The organism is Nonomuraea sp. NPDC003214 (genome assembly GCF_053590035.1).
This window is the reverse complement of sequence record NZ_JBSFSX010000001.1, coordinates 330,620-355,132: the sequence shown is the minus strand read 5'-3', so window position 1 is coordinate 355,132 and position 24,513 is coordinate 330,620. Positions and strand designations below refer to the sequence as shown.

21 protein-coding genes and 1 pseudogene are annotated in these 24,513 nt (G+C 71.6%); 8 read left to right on the top strand and 14 right to left on the bottom strand.

All coding sequences use genetic code 11. The features are described from left to right. Position 1 precedes the first annotated feature (1 nt). From ACWDXC_RS01680 to ACWDXC_RS01660, 5 genes are all read right to left on the bottom strand, one after another. Positions 2 to 418, bottom strand: coding sequence for a hypothetical protein (locus tag ACWDXC_RS01680; protein WP_449976896.1), 417 nt, complete (start codon positions 416 to 418; stop codon positions 2 to 4). 66 nt (positions 419 to 484) lie between these two features. Further along, on the bottom strand, positions 485 to 1,618 hold the full coding sequence (locus ACWDXC_RS01675; RefSeq protein ID WP_449976894.1) for an NAD(P)/FAD-dependent oxidoreductase: 1,134 nt from the start codon (positions 1,616 to 1,618) through the stop codon (positions 485 to 487). Positions 1,619 to 1,663: 45 nt separating this feature from the next. Beyond that, the gene (gene sigJ, locus ACWDXC_RS01670; protein WP_449976892.1) at positions 1,664 to 2,509 is read right to left on the bottom strand and encodes an RNA polymerase sigma factor SigJ; all 846 of its coding nucleotides are present in this window, start codon (positions 2,507 to 2,509) and stop codon (positions 1,664 to 1,666) included. Next, complete coding sequence (locus tag ACWDXC_RS01665; protein ID WP_449976890.1) at positions 2,509 to 3,396, bottom strand: serine/threonine-protein kinase; 888 nt, start codon at positions 3,394 to 3,396, stop codon at positions 2,509 to 2,511. Before ACWDXC_RS01665 ends, sigJ begins: the two co-directional genes overlap by 1 nt. A gap of 40 nt (positions 3,397 to 3,436) precedes the next feature. Next, positions 3,437 to 5,191, bottom strand: coding sequence for an HsdM family class I SAM-dependent methyltransferase (locus ACWDXC_RS01660; RefSeq protein ID WP_449976888.1), 1,755 nt, complete (start codon positions 5,189 to 5,191; stop codon positions 3,437 to 3,439). 75 nt (positions 5,192 to 5,266) lie between these two features. On the opposite strand from ACWDXC_RS01660, the gene ACWDXC_RS01655 reads away from it, so the two are divergent. Both ACWDXC_RS01655 and ACWDXC_RS01650 read left to right on the top strand, forming a co-directional pair. Continuing rightward, positions 5,267 to 6,037 carry a PP2C family protein-serine/threonine phosphatase gene (locus ACWDXC_RS01655; RefSeq protein WP_219505488.1) on the top strand — a complete coding sequence of 257 codons (771 nt, stop codon included), beginning with the start codon at positions 5,267 to 5,269 and terminating at the stop codon, positions 6,035 to 6,037. A 240-nt stretch (positions 6,038 to 6,277) separates the two neighbouring features. Further along, positions 6,278 to 6,955: a CHAP domain-containing protein gene (locus ACWDXC_RS01650; RefSeq protein ID WP_449976886.1), complete on the top strand. Its 678-nt coding sequence runs from the start codon at positions 6,278 to 6,280 to the stop codon at positions 6,953 to 6,955. 310 nt (positions 6,956 to 7,265) lie between these two features. On the opposite strand, the gene ACWDXC_RS01645 is transcribed toward ACWDXC_RS01650, so the two are convergent. Then, positions 7,266 to 8,306 (bottom strand): glucose 1-dehydrogenase, encoded by a 1,041-nt coding sequence (locus tag ACWDXC_RS01645; RefSeq protein WP_449976884.1) that lies wholly within the window; start codon positions 8,304 to 8,306, stop codon positions 7,266 to 7,268. An 88-nt stretch (positions 8,307 to 8,394) separates the two neighbouring features. On the opposite strand from ACWDXC_RS01645, the gene icmF reads away from it, so the two are divergent. Both icmF and tpx read left to right on the top strand, forming a co-directional pair. After that, positions 8,395 to 11,592 carry a fused isobutyryl-CoA mutase/GTPase IcmF gene (icmF, locus tag ACWDXC_RS01640; protein WP_449976881.1) on the top strand — a complete coding sequence of 1,066 codons (3,198 nt, stop codon included), beginning with the start codon at positions 8,395 to 8,397 and terminating at the stop codon, positions 11,590 to 11,592. A 187-nt stretch (positions 11,593 to 11,779) separates the two neighbouring features. Continuing rightward, positions 11,780 to 12,280 (top strand): thiol peroxidase, encoded by a 501-nt coding sequence (gene tpx / locus ACWDXC_RS01635; protein WP_219505497.1) that lies wholly within the window; start codon positions 11,780 to 11,782, stop codon positions 12,278 to 12,280. Here tpx and ACWDXC_RS01630 read toward each other — a convergent pair. After that, positions 12,250 to 13,161: a TIGR03619 family F420-dependent LLM class oxidoreductase gene (locus tag ACWDXC_RS01630; protein ID WP_364179404.1), complete on the bottom strand. Its 912-nt coding sequence runs from the start codon at positions 13,159 to 13,161 to the stop codon at positions 12,250 to 12,252. The genes tpx and ACWDXC_RS01630 overlap by 31 nt on opposite strands. 4 nt (positions 13,162 to 13,165) lie before the next feature. Then, positions 13,166 to 13,984, bottom strand: coding sequence for an SAM-dependent methyltransferase (locus ACWDXC_RS01625; RefSeq protein WP_357583765.1), 819 nt, complete (start codon positions 13,982 to 13,984; stop codon positions 13,166 to 13,168). Positions 13,985 to 14,038: 54 nt separating this feature from the next. On the opposite strand from ACWDXC_RS01625, the gene ACWDXC_RS01620 reads away from it, so the two are divergent. After that, on the top strand, positions 14,039 to 14,821 hold the full coding sequence (locus ACWDXC_RS01620; protein ID WP_449976875.1) for a helical backbone metal receptor: 783 nt from the start codon (positions 14,039 to 14,041) through the stop codon (positions 14,819 to 14,821). On the opposite strand, the gene ACWDXC_RS01615 is transcribed toward ACWDXC_RS01620, so the two are convergent. From ACWDXC_RS01615 to ACWDXC_RS01600, 4 genes are read right to left on the bottom strand one after another with little or no spacing between them, the layout of a single operon-like run. Next, positions 14,786 to 15,958 carry an ROK family transcriptional regulator gene (locus ACWDXC_RS01615; RefSeq protein WP_449976872.1) on the bottom strand — a complete coding sequence of 391 codons (1,173 nt, stop codon included), beginning with the start codon at positions 15,956 to 15,958 and terminating at the stop codon, positions 14,786 to 14,788. The genes ACWDXC_RS01620 and ACWDXC_RS01615 overlap by 36 nt on opposite strands. Positions 15,959 to 15,961: 3 nt before the next feature. After that, positions 15,962 to 16,807 carry a carbohydrate ABC transporter permease gene (locus tag ACWDXC_RS01610; RefSeq protein ID WP_449976869.1) on the bottom strand — a complete coding sequence of 282 codons (846 nt, stop codon included), beginning with the start codon at positions 16,805 to 16,807 and terminating at the stop codon, positions 15,962 to 15,964. Continuing rightward, positions 16,794 to 17,708, bottom strand: a complete 915-nt coding sequence (locus tag ACWDXC_RS01605; RefSeq protein WP_219505506.1) for a carbohydrate ABC transporter permease — start codon at positions 17,706 to 17,708, stop codon at positions 16,794 to 16,796. The genes ACWDXC_RS01610 and ACWDXC_RS01605 overlap by 14 nt, the downstream gene beginning before the upstream one ends. Next, positions 17,705 to 19,069, bottom strand: a complete 1,365-nt coding sequence (locus ACWDXC_RS01600; RefSeq protein WP_449976867.1) for an ABC transporter substrate-binding protein — start codon at positions 19,067 to 19,069, stop codon at positions 17,705 to 17,707. The genes ACWDXC_RS01605 and ACWDXC_RS01600 overlap by 4 nt, the downstream gene beginning before the upstream one ends. A gap of 368 nt (positions 19,070 to 19,437) precedes the next feature. On the opposite strand from ACWDXC_RS01600, the gene ACWDXC_RS01595 reads away from it, so the two are divergent. The 3 genes and pseudogenes from ACWDXC_RS01595 to ACWDXC_RS01585 all read left to right on the top strand — a co-directional run. Beyond that, the gene (locus ACWDXC_RS01595; RefSeq protein WP_449976864.1) at positions 19,438 to 20,394 is read left to right on the top strand and encodes a zinc-dependent alcohol dehydrogenase; all 957 of its coding nucleotides are present in this window, start codon (positions 19,438 to 19,440) and stop codon (positions 20,392 to 20,394) included. After that, positions 20,391 to 21,176, top strand: coding sequence for a sugar phosphate isomerase/epimerase family protein (locus ACWDXC_RS01590; protein WP_219505520.1), 786 nt, complete (start codon positions 20,391 to 20,393; stop codon positions 21,174 to 21,176). The genes ACWDXC_RS01595 and ACWDXC_RS01590 overlap by 4 nt, the downstream gene beginning before the upstream one ends. Next, positions 21,107 to 22,351 (top strand): annotated as a pseudogene (locus ACWDXC_RS01585) (MGH1-like glycoside hydrolase domain-containing protein); the annotation flags it as partial. The gene ACWDXC_RS01590 and the pseudogene ACWDXC_RS01585, both read left to right, overlap by 70 nt. Before the next feature lie 9 nt (positions 22,352 to 22,360). Here the strand turns inward: ACWDXC_RS01585 and ACWDXC_RS01580 are convergent. Both ACWDXC_RS01580 and ACWDXC_RS01575 read right to left on the bottom strand, forming a co-directional pair. Beyond that, positions 22,361 to 23,479 carry a zinc-binding dehydrogenase gene (locus ACWDXC_RS01580; RefSeq protein ID WP_364179395.1) on the bottom strand — a complete coding sequence of 373 codons (1,119 nt, stop codon included), beginning with the start codon at positions 23,477 to 23,479 and terminating at the stop codon, positions 22,361 to 22,363. Next, positions 23,472 to 24,422, bottom strand: a complete 951-nt coding sequence (locus ACWDXC_RS01575) for a Gfo/Idh/MocA family protein (protein WP_219505524.1) — start codon at positions 24,420 to 24,422, stop codon at positions 23,472 to 23,474. The genes ACWDXC_RS01580 and ACWDXC_RS01575 overlap by 8 nt, the downstream gene beginning before the upstream one ends. Positions 24,423 to 24,513 lie beyond the last annotated feature (91 nt).

Here is a 24,513-nt window from a genome sequence, read left to right as displayed (position 1 = left end):
GTCAGCTGGTGAAGACGTTGCTGGTGCAGACGTTGCCGTTGTAGGTGAGGCGGATGAAGACCTTGAGGCCCTCGGCGAGGCTCAGGTCGCGGGTGCGGCCGGAGGCGGCCGTCGACGCGTCGGCGAGCCAGGTGTTGCCGCTGGGCGTGATCCGGTAGAGGTCGGCGTCCACCCAGCGGGGGCTCAGGCCGTTGCGCAGCCGCAGCACCTCGCCGTTCGCCGCGAAGGAGGCCGTCACCGAGGGGGAGGTGGAGCCGGACCAGTAGCCGGTGGTCTCGCCGGAGGAGCCGCCCGCGTCGCCGTCGTCCTGCCGGAACTCGTTGGCGCAGTCCCACCGGCCGTCGACCTGGGCTGCGGTCGACGGCGACGGGGTGGGCGTCAGGGTCAGCAGCGCGGCGGCGGCAAGGTGCGTGAGCATGGCGGGTCCTCTCCGGTTCGGCGTCCAGTGGGGACAAACTATGCGCGCGCGCTTTCGTCCCGCTTTCTACGGGGCGGTGGTCAGTGTCCTGGTGGTGCGGGCCTTTCCCTTGGGCCACAGGTACGTGCCGGGCCGGCGGCGTTCGAGGCGCAGCGAGCCGACGGTGAACCGGCACACCTGCTCCTTGACGAAGGCCGCGAGCCGCCCGCGCAGCACCGTCTCCACGGGCGAGTCGTCGTGCCGGACGAACTGGATGAGCCCGTCGTGGCGGCCGAGGCTGACGCACTGGATGAGGTACCGGAACCGGAACGGCCTGGCCTGGCGTCCGGCGGCGCGGGCGTTGACGGAGTCGGCGGCGTGGGCGGCGATGGGCATGCCGGCAGCGCAGGACATGCGGGACTCGCCGGCGCCGGGGATCCGGACGGCCGCCGCGTCGCCGACGACGTAGACGTCCGGGTGCGACACGGATCGCATGGTGGCGTCCACGACGGCCCGGCCGCGGGCGTCGACGGTCAGCCCGGCTTCGGCGGCGAGCGTCGGGACGGTGAACGAACCGGCCCAGACCACGACATCTGCGGAAATGTCGCCCCCGGTGGTGTGGACGGTCCCCGCCGACACACCGGACGCGCGGACCCCGTACCGGGTGGTGACGCCGAGCCGAGACAGCGCCCCCGCGACGTGCCGGCGGCCGCGCGCCGACAGCACCGGCTCGTTCCCCGACACCAGCGTGACCCGCCACGCCGGGTACGTCTCGGCCAGCTCGGCCGCCATCTCGACGCCGGTCAGCCCGCCGCCGACCACCGCCACGTCACCGCCGCCGGAGGCCAGCCGGGTCCGCAGGGCGGCGGCCGACTCGGCGGTGAAGGCGTGCTCGGCCACCCCGGGCACGCGCACGTCGGTCCGGCTGCCGAGCGCGTACACCAGCGTGTCGTAGCCGAACTCCCGCCCGTCCTCCGTGCGCACCACGCGCGCCGAGGGGTCGAGCGCGGCGACCCGGGCGACGACGGTTTCGATGCCGGTGCCGCGCGTCAGCTCCGCCAGCGGGACCTGTACGGTGGGCCGGCCCGCGGCCAGCTCGTGCAGCCGGATCCGCTGCGTGAAGTGCGCCTCGGCGCTGATCAGGGTGATGTGATGGGTCCGGTCCAGCCGCAGCGCCGCTGTGAGACCCGCGTATCCCGCTCCGATGACCACGATGTTCATGCAAGGGAGACGGCGCCGGCGGACGCGATGTCTGAGTGAGGTGCGTCACACGTTGCGCAGCTTGGCGGGATTGCGTACGACGTCGACCTGGACGACGCGGCCACCGGAGACCACGAAGGCCATCACGCTGTCGGGGACCCCGTCGCCGTCGCGGATGACCACGCCCGGAGCCCCGTTGACGTCGCGGAACTCGGCCGTCATGCCGTCGAACCAGCGCTCGACCATGCCCAGGACCATCCTGGCGACCCGATCGGAGCCCACCACCGGCACCGCCGCGGCCGTGACCACGCCGCCGCCGTCGGCCCGCCACACCACGCCGGGGTCGAGCACCGCGACCAGCCCCGGCAGGTCGCCCGAGGTCGCCGCCGCCGCGAACGCCTCCACGACCTTCAGGTGCGCGGCGCGGTCGGCGGTGCCGCGCGGCGCGTACTCCTGCACGCGCGCGCGGGCCCGCGACGCGAGCTGCCGCACGGCCCCGGGGCTGCGCCCGAGGATCTCGCCGATCTCCTCGAACGGCACCTCGAACGCGTCGTGCAGCACGAACGCCGTCCGCTCCGCCGGGGAGAGCCGTTCCAGCACGGCGAGCAGGGCGATGCTGACCGAGTCGTCCAGGGTCACCCGGTCCTCGGGGCCGAGCTCGGCGACGACCGGCTCGGGCAGCCACTCGCCGACGTAGGACTCCCGGCGGGCGCGGGCGGAGGTCAGCAGGTCGTAGCAGACCCGGCTCACGGTCGTGGTCAGGTACGCGCGCGCGTCGCTCACCGCCTGGCGGTCGGCCTGCCGCCAGCGCAGCCACGTCTCCTGCACGGCGTCGTCGGCGTCGGCCACGGTGCCGAGAATCCGGTACGCGACGGCCCACAGATGGTCACGGTGCTCCTCGAACGCCTCCATCAGCTCAGCACCCGCCCCACCATCCGGGCGTACATGCGCCCCGGGCTCGGGGACCGGGCGAGGAAGCCCGGCAGCATCGGCAGCGACACCGCGAACGGCTCCAGCAGCCGGTAGAGCTCGTGGGCGTCGCGGGGCCGGTCGGCCGGGTTCTTCTCCAGCAGTTGCCCGAGCAGCGCGCCCAGCCCGGCGGGCACCCCGGGCACGGCGGGCGGACGCTCCTTGACCTGCTTCTCGAACACCACGTAGTCGGTGGGCCCGGTGAACAGCTGCCTGCCGGTCAGCATCTCGTGCAGCACGCAGCCCAGCGCGTAGAGGTCGCTGCGGGGCTCGGCGATGCCGTGCTGGATCTGCTCGGGGGCCATGTAGGCGGGCGTGCCGAGGATCTGGCCGATGCGGGTGAACGTCGTCACGTCGGCGTCGCGGAGCATGGCCAGGCCGAAGTCCAGCACCTTGACGCTGCCGTCGGGGCAGAGCATCAGGTTCGTCGGCTTCAGGTCGCGGTGGCAGATCGCCAGCGCGTGCGCCGCCGACAGCACCGCGCACGCCTGGGCGGCGATCGCGACGGCCCACGGCACCGGCAGCGGCCCGTGCTCGCTCACCACGTCGGCCACCGTGACGCCCTCGATGAACTGCATCACCTGGAAGAGCCGCTGCTCGTGGGTGCCGAAGTCGTACAGGACGGGCGCGCCGGGGTGCTCCAGCCTGGCCAGGATGCGGGCCTCGCGGATGAACCGGCGCTCCAGCTCCTGGTCGGGGCCGCTGGGCAGGCGGAGGAGCTTGACGGCCACGCGCCGGTCGAGGTGACGGTCGTGGCCCGCGTAGACGGCGCCCATGCCGCCCTGGCCGAGGGGGAGGTCGTCGAGCTCATAGCGGTCGCCGATGACCACAAGTCCCCCCTCCCGCATCCTTCCGGGAAAAACTACACCGTCAGGACTGCGGGTGCAGGTGGCCGCCCGTGAGCCCGTCCAGGCCCAGCCGGATCAGCGTCTGGCCCAGCGCGGACGTCTCCCGCAGCGCGTCCTCCAGCACGGCGAGCTGCCGGAACGCCTCGCCGTAGGCCCGCTGGTCCTTGAGCGGGAGCCTCGGCAGGCGGGTGCGCCGCACGTCGAACCTGCTGGAACCGGTGGTCGCCCGGCTGCCCGCCGCCCGCAGGAACCCGGCCAGGAAGTCGGCGTCGAGCCGCCGCGCGTCGACCCGGTAGAGCGTCAGGTGGGGGCCCAGCACCATCCCGCCGCCCGCCATGACGCGCACGCTGGAGTAGGAGGCCACGACGTCGCCCGGCTCGACGGCCACCAGCCCCTTCTGGGCCGTGGTCAGGCCCGACGGCGGCGCGTCGCCGGCCACGTCGTCGGCCGTGAGCACGGGCACGTCGCCGCCCTCGGCGGCCATCCGAGGCGGCGCCTGGAACACGCTCACCAGGCCCTCCTTGATCAGGTCGCCGATCGTGGTGGCGGGCTGGTCGAGCGGCTCGTCGAGCACCTTGAGGTCGGGCGGCGCGGCGGCGGCGGCCAGGAACCGGTCGCGCGCCTCGGCGAAGGCCCGGCCCACGTCGTCGCGGCGCTGGTGGCGGGCCGGGGTCATGTCGACCTCGTCGGCCAGCAGGTCGATGATCCGCACCGCCTGGCCCGAGCCGTCGGCCAGGTAGGCCCGCCAGGCGGGCTCGACGACGGACATGTCGGCGGCCGCGTCGAGGATCAGCACGTCGGACGGCGGGCGCTCACCGGCCGCCGGGCGGCGCAGCAGCCACAGGTCGGCGCCCGGCAGCGCGATGACCGCGCGCAGCGCGCCCGCCCTGAGCAGGTTGGCGCGGATGCGGCGGCCGGCCTTGCGGCTGGCGGCGGCCGGAGGCATGAGGATCGCGACCAGGCCGCCCGGCCTGACGTGGGTGAGGCAGTGCTGGACCCAGGCCAGCTCGGGCTCGCCGCGCGGCGGCAGCCCGTACTCCCAGCGGGGGTCGCCGACCAGCTCCTCGTAGCCCCAGGCCCGCTCGTTGAACGGCGGGTCGCACAGCACGGCGTCGGCCCGGTCGCCGGGGAAGCCGTCGTGGCGCATCGCGTCGCCCGCCACGATCGTCGTCTCGGCCCCGCGCAGGCGCAGCCGCGCGGTGGCGATGGCGGCGGACGTCTCGCTCAGCTCCTGCCCGAGCACCCGCGCGTCGCCGGCCGCCAGCAGCAGCGTGCCGACCCCGCAGGCGGGGTCGAGCACGCGCGGCACGCCCTCGCCCGGCGGCACCAGGCGGACCATCAGCTCCGCGACGTCGTCGCGGGTGACCGACAGTTGCCGGGAGTGGGCCTCCAGATAGCGCTCCACCAGGAACTCGTACGCCGTCAGCGCCCCATGTCGCTCGGCCAGCTCCGACACGAGCGAGGCCGACTCGGGCTCCAGCTCGCTCTCACCGGTGGTCAGCAGCGCCCCGGCCTGGGCGACGACCTCACCGAGCCGCAAATCGCCCGCGGCTTTCAGGCGTTGCCATGCCCGGTCCGCCAGGGAGACCTGGTAGGACTTCCCATAGCGGCGCAGCCAGTCCTCGACCTGAGGCAGTGAAAAAAGTGGCTGGTTGGCGGTTCCGCCGATGGGGGCGGGGAAGTCGTCGTGGCGGCGGCGCCAGTTGCTCACCGCGGCACGCCCGACACCGGCGAGCCGGGCGATGTCCCCGGCGTTCAGGGTCGGGTCGTGGCTCATGAAGGTCAGACTAGTTCAACCGAGTCTTCACCGCATCTGCTTGTGAAGTCTTTCAACCAGTGATTTACTGCAGGTATGAAGCACAACATCCGCTATGCCGCCGGATCAGACGTGGGCCGCCGCAGGGAGCAGAACGAGGATTCTGGCTATGCGAGCGGCCGGTTGCTCGTGGTGGCGGACGGGATGGGCGGGCACGCCGCCGGCGAGCTGGCGAGCTCGGCGGCGATCGCGGTGATGCGCGAGCTGGACGCCACGCTTCCCGAGACGGGCACCGACCTGGAGGCCGCGCTCGAAGGGGCCGTGCACGAGGCCGCGCGCAGGCTGGTCGAGCTGGCCGACATCGACCCGGCGCGCAGGGGGATGGGCACCACGGTCACCGCCATGCTGTGGGACGGCTACCGGTTCGCGCTGGCTCATCTGGGCGACTCCCGCGGATACCTGCTTCGCGATGGTGCTCTTTACCAGATGACCAAGGATCACACACTTGTGCAGTCGATGGTGGACGAAGGGCGCATCACGGAGGACCAGGCCGCCGTGCACCCCCGCCGCTCGATGGTGCTGCGCGTCCTCGGCAGCGAGGGCAGGGCGGAGCCCGACATGGCACTGCGCGAGGCCGACCCGGACGATCGCTATCTCCTCTGCTCCGACGGGCTCACCACCGTGCTCGGGCCCGAGGTCCTGCACGAGGTGCTGACCACGGTGGCAGACCCGGCGGCGGCCGTCCAGAGGCTCATCGATCTTGCCAACGAGGGCGGTTCGCCCGACAACGTGACGGTCATCGTGGCCGACGTCGTCGCGGCGGGCGCCGGCGACACGCAGGTCTTCCGGGTAGGCGCCGGGGCGTAATCCGGACTCCTGTCCCACCAGCCACAAGACCGTTATTTCCCCTCATGGCTAGACACTTTCGGAATGCTCTGCGCGTGGTCGTGATGTCGCTATTACAGTCCATCATGATCTGCCACATTTCTGGGGGGAGTCGAGCTGGACCCGATCGCGGAAGAGTTACTCGCCACCGTCCGTAAGGAACTCGGCTACCGGGAGAAGTCCGGCCAGCACACCAAGTTCGGCCACTGGTACGCCGACCGGGTGCAGGATCCGCAGTACAAGAACGCCGCCTGGTGCGACATGTTCATCGCCTGGGCCGCCGACAAGGCAGGCGTCGGCGAATACGTCGGCCAGTTCGCCTGGACACCCTCCCACGCGGTCTGGTTCATCAAACAGGGCGCCTGGACGCGCAAACCCGAACCGGGGGCCCTGGTCTTCTTCGACTGGCGCGGCGGTGACAGCTACAAGGGCGTCGACCACGTCGGCATCGTCGAACGCGTCGTCGGCAAGAAGATCCACACCATCGAGGCCAACGTGGACCGCGTCTGGCTCAAGCGCAAGGTCCGCGAAACCGACAAGGTCGTCGGGTACGGGCTGCCGCGCGTCGTCAAGGCCAACGCCGAGCTGAGCGAGATCCGCTCCAGCCAGCAGCCGTTCCCCCTCCGCGAACGCGCCGACCCGCCCGCCGCCTCGCCCTTCGACGTTCTCGGCGGGCCGCTGGCGCTGCTCGCCGTCATCATCGTCACCACCGTCGTGGTCTCCTTCCGCGTCGCCGGGCGCCGCGCGGGCCACCACCGCCGCCTCACCGGCCCCTGGAACGCGCCAACGCCCCCCGCGCCCCTGGAGCCCACCCAGCCGCCTTCCGCGGACCCCGCGGCCCCACGCGTCCCCGTAGGCGCCACCCCCACCCGCCGCCACCCCTACAACCCCAACCCCTGACCCCCGGTAGAACCCTCCTGGAGCAGGAGTGCCCGGGCGCGGCACCGGTGGGTGGTGCGGCGTCTTCGGGGGGAGGGCAGGCCTGGTTCGGTGCCCGGCTGGCGCGGTGGCCGCTGGGTGGTGCGGCGTCTCCGAGGGGAGGGCAGGCCCTGGTTCGGTGTCCCGCTGGGGCGGTGGCCGGTGGGTGGCGCGGCGTCTCCGGCGGAGGGCACACCCCGGACCAGGGCGCGCCCGGGCGCGTACCCGGTTGCCCCGGCTTCGGGCGGGTGGACCCTTCCGGGGGGAGGGATCGGCCGTACGGCGGGGCGGGTCAGGTGGTCAGGTCGATGACCACCTTGACGTCCTGGCCGCGTTCGAGGGCTTCCGGGGCGCGGTCCAGGGGGAGGCGGCGGGTGATGAGGCGTTCGAGCCAGGCGGGGTCCGCCTGGGAGAGCGCGTCGGCGGCGGCGCGGTAGTGGCGCAGGTTCGCGTTGACGGTGCCGAAGACGACGTCGTTCTCCAGGACGATGTCGCGGTTGATCTGCCCGGCGTCGGCGCTGATGGGCCGGCCGCCGGCGGAGACGCCGGCGAGGCAGACGATGCCGGCTTCGGCGGTGTTGAGCATGGCGTCGAAGACGAGCGGCCCGGCGCCGGTGCATTCGAGGATGATGTCCGGTTTGAAGCCGACGGCCTTGAGGTCGCTGGCGGCGTGGTAGGTGGCGTCGAGGTCGGCGACGAGGGCGGGTTTGATGCCGTCGGCGGCGCGGTCGAGGACGTGGACCTCCAGGCCGCGCTGGCGGGAGAGCAGGGCGCCGAGCAGTCCGATGGGCCCGGCGCCGGTGACGAGGACGGTGCGGGGCTCGAACCAGGCGCGGGAGCCGATGGCCTCGATGTGCTCCCAGGCCTTGGCGACGACGGAGGCGGGTTCGACGAGGACGCCGAGGGTGCCGAGCGCGGGGTCGATCTTGACGGCGTAGGCGGCTTCGACGGTCCAGCGTTCGCTGCCGTAGCCGTCGCGTTCCTTGATGCCGCGCTCGGTGTATTCGCCGTTGCGGCACATGTCGAACTCGCCGCGGGCGCAGGCGCCGCAGGGTACGGGGTCGGGGCGGCGGACGACGCCGACGACGAGGTCGCCGGGGGAGTAGGCGGAGCCGTCGGGAACCTGGAGCACCTGGCCGAGTGATTCGTGGCCGAGGATCATGGGCTCCTGGCGCGGCCAGCCGTACTCGCCGGAGATGAGCTCGCGGTCGGTGCCGCATATGCCGAGTGCGAGGCCCTGGACGAGCAGTTCGCCCGCCCCCGGCTCCGGCTCGGGAACCTCTGTGACGCCGAGCGTGCCCTGCTTGCCCGGCACGAATGTGATCGCACGCATGCTTCACCCCTACCCACCAGGGCACCTTGGGAATTAGTAGGACGTCCTAGTATCTTCGAATCAGGGCCCCACGAAGGAGTGATCAGGCGTGCACGTTCCGGTCAACCCGGTCCGATTCGTGACAGCGGCAGCGCTGTTCGACGGCCATGACGCGGCCATCAACATCATGCGGCGCATCCTGCAGACCCAGGGCGCCGAGGTGATCCACCTTGGGCACAACCGATCGGTGGACGAGATCGTCACAGCCGCCATCCAGGAGGACGTCCAGGGGGTGGCGATCAGCTCGTACCAGGGCGGGCATGTGGAGTTCTTCTCCTACCTGGTGGACCTGCTGCGCGAGCGCGGCGCCGGGCACGTCAAGGTGTACGGCGGCGGTGGCGGCGTGATCGTGCAGGACGAGATCGACCTGCTGCACGAGCGGGGTGTCACGCGCATCTTCTCGCCGGAGGACGGGCAGCGGCTCGGGCTGCCCGGGATGATCAACAAGCTGATCGAGGAGTGCGACGTCGAGCTGGACGACGCCCCGTCGGTCGAGGCGGTGGTGTCGGGCGACCAGGCGGCGCTGGCCAGGGCGATCACGCTGATCGAGGCGGGCCGGGCGCCGGCCGGGCTGGTCGAGGGGGTGCGGGCGGCGGGCCGTTCGGCTCCGGTGCTGGGCATCACGGGCACCGGCGGGTCGGGCAAGTCGTCGCTCACCGACGAGCTGGTGCGCCGGCTCCGCGTGGACAACGACGACAAGCTGCGCATCGCGGTCATCGCCATCGACCCGACGCGACGGCGGGGCGGCGGCGCGCTGCTCGGCGACCGCATCAGGATGAACAGCCTGAGCCCGCAGACGTACTTCCGCTCCCTGGCCACCCGGGGCGCCGCCAACGAGGTGCCGGCCTGCCTGGACGACGTGATCGCCGCCTGCCGGGCCGCCGGTTACGACCTGGTGGTGGTGGAGACGCCGGGCATCGGCCAGGGCGACGCGGGCATCGTGCCGCACGTGGACGTGCCGATCTACGTGATGACGCCGGAGTTCGGCGCGGCCTCGCAGCTGGAGAAGATCGACATGCTCGACTTCGCCGAGGCCGTGGTGATCAACAAGTACGAGCGGCGCGGGGCCGAGGACGCGCTGCGTGACGTTCGGCGGCAGCTCGTGCGCAACCGGGAGGCGTTCGGCGTCTCGCCGGAGGAGATGCCGGTCTTCGGCACGATCGCGGCCCGCTACAACGACGCGGGCGTGACCGCGCTCTACCAGCACCTGAAGGAGTTGCTGGTGGACAAGGGCATGCCGGCCGGCCCCGGGCTGCTCGCGCCGGTGCGCGGGCGCACGTCGCAGGCGTCGGCGGCGATCGTGCCGCCGGCGCGGGTCCGCTATCTGGCGGAGATCGCCGAGACCGTGCGCGGCTACCACGAGGAGACGCGGGCCCAGATGGAGGTGGTCCGCCGCCGCCAGCAGCTCGCCGCGGTGAGCGCGCTGCTGGAGGACGACCGCCTCGACGAGCTGTCGGCGCGGGCCGAGGCGGAGCTGAGCGACGAGAGCCGCGCCCTGCTGGAGAGCTGGCCCGCCACGAAGGAGCAGTACACGGCCGACGAGCTCGTGGTGAAGGTGCGCGACCGGGAGATCCACACGCCGCTGTGGCGCGAGACCCTGTCGGGCAACCGCATCCCGCGCGTGGCGCTGCCGCGTTACGAGGACCACGGGGAGCTGCTCAGGTTCCTGCGGAGCGAGAACCTGCCGGGCCGGTTCCCGTTCACGGCCGGGGTGTTCGCGTTCAAGCGGGACGACGAGGACCCGACGCGGATGTTCGCCGGCGAGGGCGACCCGTTCCGCACGAACCGGCGCTTCAAGCTGCTGTCGGAGGGCCAGCCGGCCACCCGGCTGTCGACGGCGTTCGACTCGGTGACGCTGTACGGGAACGACCCCGACCTCCGGCCCGACATTTACGGAAAAGTGGGCACTTCTGGGGTGTCGATCGCCACCCTCGACGACATGAAGGTGCTCTACGACGGCTTCGACCTGTCGGCGCCCAACACCTCGGTCTCGATGACGATCAACGGCCCGGCCCCGACGATCCTCGCCTTCTTCCTCAACGCCGCCGTCGACCAGGCGCTCCAGCGCTTCCGCGACGAGCACGGCCGCGAGCCCGACGAGGCCGAGTCCGCCGAGCTGAAGGCCCGGACCCTGGCCACGGTCAGGGGCACGGTCCAGGCCGACATCCTCAAGGAGGACCAGGGCCAGAACACCTGCATCTTCTCCACCGAGTTCTCGCTGCGGATGATGGCCGACATCCAGGAGTGGTTCATCCGCAACGGGGTGCGCAACTTCTACTCGGTGTCGATCTCCGGCTACCACATCGCCGAGGCCGGGGCCAACCCCATCAGCCAGCTCGCCTTCACCCTGGCCAACGGCTTCACCTACGTGGAGGCGTACCTGGCCAGGGGCATGAACGTGGACGACTTCGCGCCGAACCTGTCGTTCTTCTTCTCCAACGGCATGGACCCCGAGTACAGCGTGCTCGGCCGCGTGGCCCGGCGCATATGGGCGGTGGCCATGCGTGAGCGCTACGGCGCGGGCGAGCGGTCGCAGAAGCTCAAGTACCACGTCCAGACCTCGGGCCGCTCGCTGCACGCCCAGGAGATGAACTTCAACGACATCCGCACCACCCTCCAGGCGCTGATCGCCGTCTACGACAACTGCAACAGTCTGCACACCAACGCCTTCGACGAGGCGGTCACCACCCCGTCGGCCGACTCGGTGCGCCGGGCCATGGCCATCCAGCTGATCATCAACCGGGAGTGGGGCCTGGCGCGCAACGAGAACCCGTTGCAGGGCTCGTTCATCATCGACGAGCTCACCGACCTGGTGGAGGAGGCGGTGCTGCGCGAGTTCGAACGGCTGTCGGACCGGGGCGGCGTGCTGGGCGCGATGGAGACCGGCTACCAGCGCGGCCGGATCCAGGACGAGTCCATGCTGTACGAGACCCGCAAGCACGACGGGTCGCTGCCGATCATCGGGGTCAACACGTTCCGCAACCCGGGCGGCGACGAGCCGGGCCCGCACAAGCTGGAGCTGGCCCGGGGCACCGAGGAGGAGAAGCGCTCGCAGCTCGACCGGCTGCACGCCTTCCACGAGCGCAACCGGGCCGAGGCCCCGGCCGCGCTGGCCCGGCTGCGGGAGGCGGCGATGTCGGAGGAGAACGCGTTCGAGGTGCTGATGGAGGCGGCCCGGGTGTGCTCGCTGGGCCAGATCACCGAGGCGCTGTTCGAGGCGGGAGGCCAGTACAGGCGCAACGTCTAGGGCGCTCGCCGGCTGGATGACCGGGCTGTCAAGATTCGGGGCCGAAGGCGGCTTTGCCGCCTTCGGCCGGTTCGACCTGTCGCTGCGCACCCGGGTGCGGCTCGGCCGGCACGCCGCCCGCAACGGCTGGGCCTGACGGCGGACGATAAGATCCGGACGCGGGATTCCACTGCCATCAGGAGGCTTCATGTCCGACGTCACGTTCAAGGGAAACCCCATCATCGTGGGCGGTTCCTTCCCCAAGCAGGGCGACCCGGCGCCCGGGTTCAGCCTGGTCGGCGCCGACCTCTCCGACCGCACGCTGGCTGACTTCGGCGACGCGGTGAAGGTGCTCAACATCTTCCCGAGCGTCGACACCGGCGTGTGCGCGGCCTCCGTGCGCCGCTTCAACCAGATCGCCGCCGAGCACCCCGGCGTGGCCGTGCTCTGCGTGTCGGCCGACCTGCCGTTCGCCCAGAAGCGGTTCTGCGGCGCCGAGGGCCTCGACAACGTCACCACGCTGTCGCTCATGCGCGGCCGCTCGTTCCTCAAGGACTACGGGGTGGCCCAGGAGAGCGGCCCGCTGGCCGGGCTCGCCGCCCGCGCGGTGGTCGTGCTCGACGGCGCCAACAACGTGATCTACTCCGAGCTCGTCCCGGAGATCACCCAGGAGCCCGACTACGACGCCGCGCTGGCCGCGCTCACGTAGGACCTGAACTCCCCGGCCAGCTCCAGCAGGTGCGGGGCGTTCTCGGCGGTGTGCTGGAGGTCCAGGACGCACTCGTGGACCCCGGCCGCCGCCGCCTCGTCCAGATAGGCGGCGATCTGCGCCACGGTGCCGCTCCTGGGCGGCGTGCCGCCCGCCTCGACGACCGGGTTGGCGCGCAGCACCATGCGCAGCGCCGCCGGGTCGCGGCCGGCCTCCTCGGCGGCCCGCAGCACCGTGCCCCACATCGAGGTCAGCATCCGGATCGGGAGCGAGGCGGTCAGCCAGCCGTCGGCCCGGCGGCCGATGCGCCGCAGCGCGTCGGGGGCGAACCCGCCCAGCAGCAGCGGCGGGCGGCCGACCGGCTTGGGGTGGATGCGGCTGGGCGCCACCGTCCACAGCTCGCCGCTGTAGGCGACCGGGTCGGTGTGCCAGATGGCCTCCAGCGCGTCGAGCGTGGCCTCGTACCTGGCGGCCCTCGACTTCCAGGGCACGCCGACGGCGGCGTACTCGTCCGACGACCAGCCGAGCCCCAGCCCCACGTCCAGCCGGCCGCCGCTGAGCTGGTCGATCGTCGTCAGCGAGCGGGCGAGCAGCGGGGGAGCGTACCAGCAGGCGTTGAGCGCGCTGGTGCCGAGCCGGATGCGCGAGGTCGTCGCGGCGGCCACCGACAGCACCGCGAACGGGTCGAGGAACACGCCGTGCGCCTCGGGGATCGAGCCGTCGCCGCCGGGATAGCGGTCCTTGGGCTCCAGCGGCGTCAGCAGCCGGTCGCCCACCCACAGGCTCGCGAAGCCCATCTCCTCGGCCTCGCGCGCCACCAGGCGCAGGCTCTCCAGCGAGGCGAACCTGCCGTACTGCGGCGCGGCCAGGCCGATCCGCATCGCCTCAGGCCCTTCTGCCCACGCCGCAGAGGATGAGCGAGGAGGCGGGATCGTCGGTGAAGTCGATCGCGTCGGTCTCGCCGGGACGCCATTCGGGCAGCCACACCAGTCCCGGGTCCACCAGGTCGAACCCGTCGAACATGGCGGCGATGCCGGCCCGGTCGCGCAGCGTCAGCGGCGCGGTGGCGTTGCGGTAGACCTCGGTGCCCTTGCGGACGGCGGCGCGGCGGGCGTCGCTGGTGCCGTGGGACAGGACCAGGTAGCTGCCGGGCGCCATGGCCTCGCGCAGCGTGCGCAGGATGCCGGCCGGGTCGTCGGACTCGGCGATGAAGTGCATGACGGCCACGAGCAGCACGCCGACGGGCCGGTTGAAGTCGATGGTGTCCAGCACCACCGGGTCGTCGAGGATCTGCCGGGGCTTGCGCAGGTCGCCCTCGACGGCGACCGTGTCGGTGTCGGAGGCGAGCATGGCCCGCGCGTGCACCATGACGACCGGGTCGCGGTCCACGTAGACGACGCGGTTGCCGGGCGAGACGGAGTTGGCCACCTCGTGCACGGCGCCCTGCGACGGCAGCCCGGTGCCGATGTCGAGGAACTGGCTGATGCCCTCGCCGGCCAGGAACCGCACGGCCCGGCCGAGGAAGGCGCGGTTGGCCCGGGCGGCGGCCCGCACTTCGGGCGCCACCTTCAGGATGCGCTCGGCCGCCTCGCGATCGGCCGGGAAATGATCCTTGCCGCCCAGGTAATAGTCGTACAGCCGGGCGACGTTGGGCTTGGTCGGATCGAAGCCCCGAGGTTCGTGCTGGTGATCCCCCAGATTCACATTTCAAGATTGTATGGATATGTATCCCTTCGTGGGGGGATTTAGGGTGTTGTTGTGAGCGATTCCGTCGAATTTGTCGATGACACCGGGGTACGCGTCCCCGTGCCCGCCTCCGTGGGCCGGATCGTGTCACTGGTGCCGTCGCTCACCGAATCGGTCGCCGCGACCGTCCCGGAAGCGCTGGTCGGGGCCACCGACTGGTGCTCGCACCCGCCCGGCCTCGACGTGACCAGGGTCAGGGGCACCAAGAACCCCGACCTCGCCGCGATCACCGCGCTGCGCCCCGACGTGGTCCTGGCCAACGCCGAGGAGAACCGGCCCTCCGACCTCGAGGCGATGCGCGCCGCCGGGCTGGCCGTGTGGGTGACCAGGATCGAGACCGTGGACCAGGCGTTCGCCTCGCTGGCCAGGATGTTCGAGCTGGCCTGCCGGGTGCCCCGGCCGGACTGGCTCGACCGGGCCGAGCGGGTCTGGCGCGAGCCGCAGCGGGGGCCGCGCCGCACCGCGATCGTGCCCGTCTGGCGGCGGCCGTGGATGGTGGCGGGGCGCGACACGTTCACCGGCGACGTGCTCGCCCGCCTCGGCGTCGACAACCTGTACGCCGGCCACCCCGAGCGCTACCCCAAGATCCCGCTCGCCGAGCTCGTCGAGGCCCGGCCCGACCTGGTCGTGCTCCCCGACGAGCCGTACGCCTTCAGCGCGGACGACGGCCCCGAGTGCTTCCCCGGCCTGCCGTGCGCGCTGGTCAGCGGGCGGCTGCTCACCTGGTACGGGCCGTCGCTGCTCACCGCCAGGGCCGAGCTAGCCGGCCAGATCGGGGCGGGCCGGCCCGCCTGAGGCGGCCAGCGCCGCGTCGACCGCCTCCGGCGACAGCACGTGCTCCATGACGATCACCGCCGTGCCCACGATGCCCGCCCGGTCGCCCAGCGAGCTCGTGACGATCTCCAGGTTGCGGGTCGTGTACGGCAGGCTGCGCCGGTAGACGCTCTCCCGGATGCCCGTCAGGTAGTGCTCGGCGGTCTCGGCCATGTCGCCGGCCAGCACCAGGACGCCCGGGTTGAGCAGGCTGACCGCGGTCGCCAGCACGATGCCGAGCGTCCGCCCGGCCTCCTGGGTGCGCGCGATGGCCGCCGGGTCGCCCGCCTGCACCAGGCGGACCACGTCGCGGCTGGTCTCCATGCCCAGGTCGGCGGCCACCGCGTGACCGCTGGCCAGGGACGCCACGCAGCCGCGCGAGCCGCACGTGCACACCCGGTCGTCGGCCTCGTGCAGCCGGACGTGGCCGATGTTGCCCGCGGCCTCCTCCACGCCCCGGTGGATGCCGCCGTTGAGCACGATGCCGGTGCCGATGCCGGTGGACACCTTGACCAGGACGAGCGCGTCGGTGTGCCGCCACGACGACCACCACTCGCCCAGCGCCATCGCGTTGGCGTCGTTCTCCACCAGGATCGGCACGTCGAAGTCCGCTCCGACGGCCGGGCCGATCGGGTGGTCGTCCCAGCCGGGCATGAGGAACGACCGGATGGCCCGGCCCGAGGTGTGGTCGACCGAGCCCGGCAGGTCCACGCCGATCCCGCACACCTGGGCGGCCGGGCGGCCGGTGCGGTCGAGCAGCCGCCGGAACGCCTCCCGCACCCAGGACAGCACCGCGTCGGGGCCGCGCTCGATGCGCATCTCGGTGTGCTCCTCGGCCAGCGGCCGGGCCGCCAGGTCGGTCAGCGCCACCCGGGCGTGGCTGGCCCCGAGGTCGGCCACCAGCACGAGCCGGCTGCCGGCGTCGATGTCGAGCACCGAGGGCGGCCGCCCGCCCCCCGAGGACGCCACGCCCGACTCGTGGATGTAGCCCGCCTCGATGAGCCGGTCCACCCGGTCGGTGATCGTCGACCGGGACAGCCCGGTGAACTCGATGAGCTGCTTGCGGGTGCGGCAGGAGCCGTCGCGGATGAGCTGGAGGACCTGCCCTGCCGTCAGCATGGTCTATCCCTTCTCCGCTCCTGCCGTGAGCCCCTCCGTCAGCAATCTCTCGCTGGCGAAGAAGACGATCACGATGGGCAGCGTCAGCACCACCGATCCCGCCATGAGCACCGTGGTCGGGATCTCGATGCTGCCCGCGAGCTGCGAGAGCCCCAGCGAGACCGTCCAGCTCTCCCGCCTCTCCACCAGGAAGAGAAGGGCGAACAGGAACTCGTTCCAAGCGATCATGAACGCGTAGAGACCGGTGGCCATGAGCGCCGGCTTGGACAGCGGCAGCACCACCCGCCAGATGGTCGACAGGCGCGTGCAGCCGTCGATCGCCGCCGCCTCCTCGACGCTCTGCGGCACGGTCTCGAAGTAGTTGCGGAGCATGTATACCGTGACTGGCACGGTTTGCGCGATATAGACGAGAATCAGGCCGACCAGCGACCCCCGCAGCCCGAGCATCGTGAACAGCACGAACAGCGGGATGGCCAGCACGATCGCCGGGAACAGGTAGACGGCCAGGAACAGGAAGTGCACCTGCCGCCGCCCGAAGAAGCGCAGCCGCGCCACCGCGTACGCCCCCGGGATCGAGATCAGCAGCGTGACCGCCACCGAGGCGACGGCCACGATCGCGCTGTTGCGCATGAAGATCAGGAACCCCTGCCGGTCCAGCACGTTCGCGTACGTGTCGAGCGTGAACGTCGCCGGCCACAGCGAGCCCGGGTCCAGGATGAGCTCCTGGATGTCCCGGAACGACAGCATCACCATGTAGTAGAACGGGAACGCGGTGATCACGAAGAGGAAGAGGATCACCAGCGGCCTGAGCGCCTTGAGCAGCGCCCGCTCGAACCTATCCCTGCTCACGTTCGCCACCTCCGAAGAAGCGCAGGTAGAGCACCAGGAACACGACCAGCACGACCGCGAGCACGATCGCCTGCGCCGCCGAGGCCCCGATGTCGTCGCGCGCGGTCAGGAAGTTGTAGACCCGCACGCTGACCACCTCCGTGCCCGCCCCGCCGCCGGTCAGCAGGTAGACGTCGTCGAACTTGGTGAAGGTGAAGACGAACCGCAGCACCGACAGCAGCGCGATGATCCGCCAGAGCTGCGGCATGATCACGTAGCGGAACCGCTGCGTCGGCGTGGCCCCGTCGACCACCGCCGCCTCGTCCAGCTCCGCGGGCAGCGCCTGGAGCCTGGCCAGCAGGAACAGGAACGCGAACGGGAAGTAGCGCCACGCCTCGAACGCGATCACCGTCAGCAGCGCCACCGGCACCTCCAGGCCCAGGAACGTGCCCCGGGCCTGGGTGAGGAAGGCGATCGGCTCGTCCAGCCAGGAGTTGACGATGCCGTACTGGGGATTGAGCATCGTCTCCCACAGGAACGCGACGGCCACCACCGGAGCCACGTACGGGATCAGGATCGAGGCCCTGACCAGCGTCCGCAGCCGGAACCTGTCGCGCAGCGCCAGCGCCGCGACCAGCCCGATCACGATCGACAGGGCGGTGCCCGCGACCGTGTAGACGAGCGTGTTGACCAGTGCGGACCAGAACCCCGGCTCGGAGATCACGTACGTGAAGTTCTCCAGCGTGTAGTTGCCGAACAGCCCCGCCTGGCGGATGTTGATCAGCCGGACGTCCTGGAACGCCAGCATGATCGCCCACAGGAGCGGCAGCACCACCACGACCAGCGTGATGACGAGCGTCGGCGAGATCAGCGCCAGCCCGGCCCGCCCCTCCTGCTCGCGCAGCGTGCGTCCGCGGCTCATTCGCGGATCCCGCGCTTGATGGTCTCGACCTCGGTCCTGGCCTGCGCGGCGGCGGCCTGCGGGGTGAGCGAGCCGTCGGCGACGCCGGCCAGCGCCTTGGGCACCGGCAGCTCGCCCATCGTGGCGCCGACCAGCTTGCCCTGCCCCTGCGGGATGCCCCAGCGGGCGAACGTGCCGGGGCTGGTGCGCAGCGCCTCCAGCACCTCGGCCGGGTAGACGTCGGCCAGCGGCTTCTTGGTGTCGACCCCGGCGGGCAGCGCCTGCCACTTGTCGGCGAACCCCTCGCGGGTGGGGAACTTGCCCTCGGGGGCCATCCCGATCCATCGCTCGTAGCCCTCGTTCATCATGTACGCGACGAACTTCGCGGCCGGGTCGGTGGCGGCGTCACGCATGACGACCCAGGACACGACCTCGCCGAACTGGGCGGGGGCGCTCCCGTCGGGGCCCTTGAGCGCGGTGACCACGCCGGTGTTGGCGGCCAGCCACTCGGGGTCCTCGCGGCACTGCGGGCAGCTCGGCAGCGCGTCCTTCCGCAGCCCGGCCAGCTCGTCCAGGATGAACGACGACCAGATCATCATGGCCGCCTTGCCGGAGAAGTACGTGGCCCGGGTGGAGTCGACGTCCTGCATGCCCTTGACGGAGTAGTTCCTGGCCAGGTCGCCGTAGAACTCGAAGGCGCGCACGCACTGCGGCGAGTCGAGCGCCACCTTGCCGGAGCCGTCGACGAGCTGGCAGCCGTTGGCCAGGGCGACGTGCTCGAAGCTCTGCGCGGTGAAGGAGTCCTTGGGGGCGACCGCCAGCGTGATGCCGGCGACGCCGCCGGTGTTGAGCTCGGCGGCCGCGGCCCGCAGCGCCTCGTAGGTGTCGGGGGGACGCAGCCCGGCCTTCTCGAACAGGTCCTTGCGGTAGAGGATGAGCTGGGCCCAGCCGTCGCTGGGCACGGCCAGCAGCCTGCCGCCGGAGGAGTCGAGCTCCAGGGCGCGTGCCGAGAACGTGTCGCGCCCGAGCTGGTCGACGATCTTCGCGGGGGTCTCGGTGTCGAGCAGCTCGTTGGACTCCAGCTCGCGGACGGAGGCCAGGGGCAGGGCGCCGATCACGTCGGGCAGGTCGCCGGCCGCCGCCGCCGAGGTGACCACCTGGCTGAACTGGTCCTCGGCCACGCCGACCAGTTTGACCTTGATGCCGGTCTTCTGGGTGAACTCGTCGATGATCTTCTGCTGGACGGCCATCCGGTCCTCGAGGTTCTCCTCGGTCCAGACGGTGATCTCGTCGGCCGCCCGCTCGCCGTCGTCGCCGCAGGCCGCCAGGCAGGTCGCTGCCAGCAGCGCGGCGGAGAGGACGGCGGTTACCTTCTGCGGCATGGCACGCTCCTCCGGTTCGGGATAAGGCTCCTGTACCCCTGAGGCAAAGGGGCGGTCTGATCTCGGCGAAGATTTTTCCGCCCTGGATCACGCCTGATATCCCTGCTGGACCAGGGGGTGTGCAATGCCGGTAAGGTCGCTTTCCTGAAGACGGGCGATCAGAAACCCCAAGGTAATCCGGAGCCCTCGGCGGAAGTCGTAGACTTACGAGTGTTCCAAGCGCAACTATGGTGTGCAAACAAGCACTAAATCTCTTACTTTTGTTTGATCAAAAAGCGTAAGTGTGGGCAATGCGCGTCATCACCTTCCAAGAGCCAGGTCACGTTTCCGTAAGCCTGGAGCAGCCCGCCGAGCTCGTTCCGGGCAGCGTGCGGGTTCGTACGATGTACTCGGGCGTCTCCGCGGGCACCGAGCTCACCGCCTATCGCGGGACCAATCCATACCTCAATCACAAGTGGGACACCGAGCAGCGTCTCTTCCTCGATGGCCAGACCCACGCCTACCCGCTGACCGGCTGGGGCTACCAGGAGGTCGGCGAAGTGGTGGAGGCGGCGCCCGACGTCGCCGACCCGCCCGTCGGCAGCCTCGTCTGGGGCATCTGGGGCCACCGGGCCGAGGCCGTGCTGCCCGCCCACAAGCTCGTCGGTCACGTCATGCCGCCCGGCGCGGCCCCGCTGAGCGGCGTCTTCGCCCGCGTCGGCGCCATCGCGCTCAACGCCGTGCACGCCGCCGACATCCACTTCGGCGACCAGGTGGCGATCTTCGGCCAGGGTGTCATCGGCCTGCTCGCCACCCGCCTGGCCGTGCTGAGCGGCGCCCGCGTGGTCGCCGCCGACGCCATCCCGGCCCGGCTGGAGCTCGCCCGGCGCTACGGCGCCGCCGAGACCGTCGACGTGCAGGCCGGCTCCGTCGCCGAGCTCATCCGCAAGCGGATCGAGGGCGCCGACACCGCGATCGAGCTGAGCGGCAGCCACCACGGCCTGCACGAGGCCATCCGCACCGTCCGCAAGGGCGGCCGCGTCGTGGCCGCCGGCTTCTACCAGGGCGACGGCATCGGCCTGCGGCTCGGCGAGGAGTTCCACCACAACCAGGTGCAGCTCGTCTCCTCGCAGATCGGCGGCGTCGCCTCCTGGCTGGCGCACCGGTGGGACGTCGAGCGGCTGCAGCGCACGTTCATGGAGACCGTCCACCGGGGCGACGTCGAGGTCGACGACCTCATCAGCCACGTCGTCCCGGTCGACGACGCCGCCGACGCCTTCGACCTGATCGACAAGCACCAGTCCGAGGTGCTGCAGCTCGTCTTCGCCTTCGAGGAGTCACAGTGAAGCTCGCCGCCCAGGAGCAGCTCCTGCCCGGCCGGTCCCTGCAGGAGAAGTTCGCCTTCGCCGTCGACGCCGGGTTCGACGCCATCGAGTTGCGCGGCAAGGGCGACTTCCACTTCGCCGGCCGCCTCACCGAGCTCAAGCGGGCGCTGGCCGACGGCGTCGTCATGCCGACCGTGTGCGTGGACATGCCCCACTTCATCGGCGACTTCGACGCGGCCAAGCGCACCGACGCGATCCAGCAGCTCAGGTCGCAGCTCACGGTCATCGGCGAGCTGGGCGGCATCGGCGTCATGACCCCCGCCTCCTGGGGCCAGTTCTCCCGCCGGCTGCCGCCGTTCGAGCCGCCGCGCAGCCCCGAGCAGGACCGCGAGGTGCTCACCGAGGCCCTGGCCGTGCTCGGCGAGCACGCCCAGCGCAACGGCGTGCTGATCATGCTGGAGCCGCTCAACCGGTACGAGAACCACATGGTCAACACGCTGGCCGACGCCGTGTCCTACTGCGCCATGGACTCCATCAGGATCGTCGGCGACACGTACCACATGAACATCGAGGAGGACGACCCCTGCCGCTCGCTGGCCGAGGCCGCCCCCTACCTGGCGCACATGCAGATCAGCGAGTCCAACCGCAACCAGCCCGGCACCGGGCACCTCGACTGGGGCGCGCAGCTCGCCACCCTCGACGCCGTCGGCTACGACGGCTACCTCGCCCTCGAATGCCGCCTGCGCGGCGAACCCGAGGTCGTCCTGCCCGAGACGGCCGCCTTCATCAGGAAATTCCTATGATCCTCCGCGACGCGGTACGTGTCCTCGTCGACAACTGGGACGGCAGCTACACGGTCCCCTCCCGGCGGCTCTACCCCCACCAGTGGAGCTGGGACTCCGCCTTCGTGGCCATCGGCAACGCCCGCTGGTCGCCCCGGCGGGCCCGGTCGGAGCTGCTGTCGCTGTTCGGCGCCCAGTGGGCCGACGGCAGGGTGCCGCACATCGTGTTCAACCCCAAGGTGCCCGAGGGCGCCTACTTCCCGGGGCCGGAGTTCTGGCAGGCGCGCTCGCCCTCCGGCTCCGCCACCTCCGGCATCGTGCAGCCGCCCGTGCACGCGCTGGCCGCCTGGAAGGTGCACCAGGCCGAGCCCGACCCGGGCTTCCTGCGCCGCATCTACCCCCGGCTGGTCGCGCAGCAGGAGTTCCTGCGCACCGCCCGGCGCTCGCCCGAAGGGCTGATCTCCATCGTCCACCCCTGGGAGTCGGGCATGGACAACAGCCCGGCCTGGGACCGGCCGCTCAGCGCCGTGCCCGCCGGGGCCACCGGGTTCGTCCGCCGCGACCTGGGCCACGTCGCCGCCGCCGAGCGGCCCACCGACCGCGACTACGAGCGCTACACCGCGCTCGCCCGCGCCTACCGCGACTCCGGCTACCGCGACCCGGGTGACTTCCAGGTCGAGGACCCGCTGTTCAACACCGCCTACGGGGTGGCCGAGCTGGCACTGGCCGAGATCGCCGCCGAGCTCGGGCACGACCCCGGGCCGCACCGCGCCGAGGCCGCCCGCGTCACCGCGGCCATGATCGAGCACCTCTACGACGACGGCCTCTTCCAGCCGCGCGACGTGCGCACCGGCTGCCTGATCCGCTCCGCCAGCGCCGCCGGTCTGACGCCGCTCCTGCTGCCCGGCCTGCCGCGCGAGATCGCCAACGCGCTGATCGGCACCGGGCTGGACCGCTTCATGCTCAAGGACGGCGTGCTGCCCAGCTTCTCGCCCACCGCGCCCGAGTACGACCCCGCCCGCTACTGGCGCGGGCCGAGCTGGCTCAACGTCACCTGGCTGGTGTGGCAGGGGCTGCGGGAGCGGCGTGCCGACCTGGCCGACGCGCTGGCCGACGGCATGATCGCCGCCGCGACGCGCTCCGGGTTCCGCGAGTACTTCGACCCGGCCACGCTCGACGGCCACGGGTCGCGCGACTTCAGCTGGTCAGCGGCCCTCGTCCTCGACGTGGTCGCAGAGCACGGCCTGCACGGCATGCCGCCGGCGGCCCGCGAGGTCGGCCAGCAGCTGGGGAGCCTCGGCAAAGCCGACGACATCGGTGATCACGTGCCGGCGTAGCAGGTCGCCGCGCCGCCTGAGCAGGTCCACGGTCTCGTGGGACAGCCGTTCGCGGTCCCACGCGTGGGCCAGCCCGCGCGGCACCCGCCCGATCTGGGCGCACCGCAGCGACAGCCCGTTGTGGTGGAACTCCTCGCCGAGCCGCACCTCGTCCGCGCCGTGCGTGTAGAAGGCCAGGTCGATCGCGGTGCCCTGGGGCCGCAGCAGCTTGAGCGCCAGGGCCAGCGCCCTGGCCTGGCCGCGGCACTGGAAGACCACGTCAGCGCCCCGGTCGTTGGGTCCGTGCCGCCAGCGGCGTTTCAGCTCCACCGCCGGGTCGTCGGCGACCGACAGCGCGTCGGCGCCGAGCGCCTCGGCGACCGCCAGCCGGGCCGGCGTCTCGTCCACGACCACGACCTCCGCCGCGCCGTGCGCGAGCGCGAACGAGGCCGTCAGCAGGCCGACCACGCCCGCGCCCACCACCACGACGCGCCTGCCGCGCACGCCGTCGCCGAGCTGGTGCACGTTCTGGCCGTAGAGGTCGGCGGCGGCGTGCAGCAGGCCGTTGGCGCAGATCGGGCCCATGTGGGCGACGTAGACGCCGAGCATCGCGTCGAGGTCGCCGGGCAGCTCGACGAACCGGTCCTGCATCGGGTCGGCGACGTAGCCGGTGCGGTGCCCGTACGCCATCGCGACCAGCGCGCCCTCCTCGACCGCCCGGGTGCGGGTCTCGACCACCATGCCGACCTGCATGTAGCCGATGCCGCGCACCGGATAGGCCACCGACGGCGCACCCCGCTGGAACAGCCCGAGCGCCGGGTCCCAGGTGGAGGTCAGGTACGGATTGTCGCCCTTGACGTAGGTGAGCTCGGTGCCGGCGGAGATGCCGCTGTGGGTGGTCTCCACCCGGAAGCCGCCGTCGGGCACCTCGCCGAGCTTGTCCTCGGCCAGCGTCACCTCGCCGGGGCCCTCGATGCTCAGCACCCAGCCGTTCCCGTTGTCAGCCATCGACCATCACCGGCTCCCGTTCCCGCGCCGACCGCGCCAGGGCGAGCGCCAGCCGGTGGGTCTTCAGTGCCTCCCGGTACGGCGCCCGCACGTCGGCCTCCTTACCCTGTACGGCGTCGATGAACGCGCGGTCCACCAGTTCCTTGGCCCGGCCGCCGTCCTGCACCAGCTCCTGGCCGTCGACCATCAGCCGGGTCTCGCTCAGCTCCAGCGAGATGCCGTCGGCGCACACCTCCAGGCCCACCCGGTGCTTGCCGCGCAGCAGGCAGGTGGTGGCCAGCAGCCCGGCCGCGCCGCCCGCGAATCGCATGACCGCCGCCGTGGCGCGGTCGACCTCGCCGTCCATCGCGCCGTCGACGGGCACCGCGTGCACCATCGTCACCTCGCCCACCAGCAGCCTCGCCAAATCCAGGACGTGGACGGCCTGCTCGACGGTCTGGCCGCCGGACATGGCGGAGTTCAGCCACCAGCCGACCGGGGGCACCTTGTCCATCCAGTGGCCCAGCGCGAGGCGTACCGGGCGCTCGCCCAGCAGGTGCCGGGCGCGGTCCAGGATGTCCAGGTAGCGCCAGTGGTGGCCGACGGCCGAGGGCAGGCCGCGGCGGTCGAGCTCGTCGGCGATCTTCTCGGCGGTGGCCAGGTCCAGCGAGAGTGGCTTTTCTACGAATATGGGGATATCGCACGACAGGACGTCGAACTCAGGGTTACCGTGCGCGAAAGGAGGCACACAGACATAGACGGCGTCCAGTTCGCCGGCCTCCAGCAGGTCGGCGTGGCCGCCATAAGCGGGGGCGCCATGCTGCGACGCCAGTGCCTCAGCCCTGCCGAGATCGGTGTCGGCGATTCCGGCGATCTTCACATCGGGGAATCCGGACAGCACTTCCGCATGTCGAGCGGCGACATTACCGGCACCGATGATGCCGACGCGGGTTGTGGGGAACATAACCCGGCATATCCCACGTATTGCAGAAAACAAACAGACATGTTCGAAGACTCGTAGAGCGGGCAGATGTCGCCGACCGTGACCTCAGAGA